The organism is Bacillus sp. SIMBA_008, assembly GCF_046535495.1.
GTDB lineage: Bacteria > Bacillota > Bacilli > Bacillales > Bacillaceae > Bacillus > Bacillus subtilis.
Genome location: NZ_JAWRWL010000870.1, coordinates 1 through 254, shown reverse-complemented (window position 1 = coordinate 254; position 254 = coordinate 1). Strand labels below are relative to the sequence as shown.

The 254-nt window shown below is 41.7% G+C and carries 1 pseudogene; it reads right to left on the bottom strand.

Annotated elements, in window-relative coordinates:
- A pseudogene (locus tag SB658_RS25835) lies at nt 1-254 on the bottom strand (cytochrome P450); the annotation flags it as partial.

The window sequence follows — 254 nt, the reverse complement described above, 5'->3', positions numbered from 1 at the left end:
CAAGCTGAAAATCATATTGGAGATCAAGTTGGTGGTTGTTTCGTTGCCTGCTAAAAGAAGAAGATTACAGAATGGTATTAGTTCATCCGCTGACAGTTTTTCTCCATTCTCCTCCGCTTGAATGATGAGGGAAATCAAATCATCACCGAGATTGTGACGTTTCTTTTCAATGGTGTCTGCAAAAAACGCCATCATGTCAGCTTCTCCTTTGTCACGTGTTTTCTGCCATTCAGCTACATCTTCCTCGTTTTCGC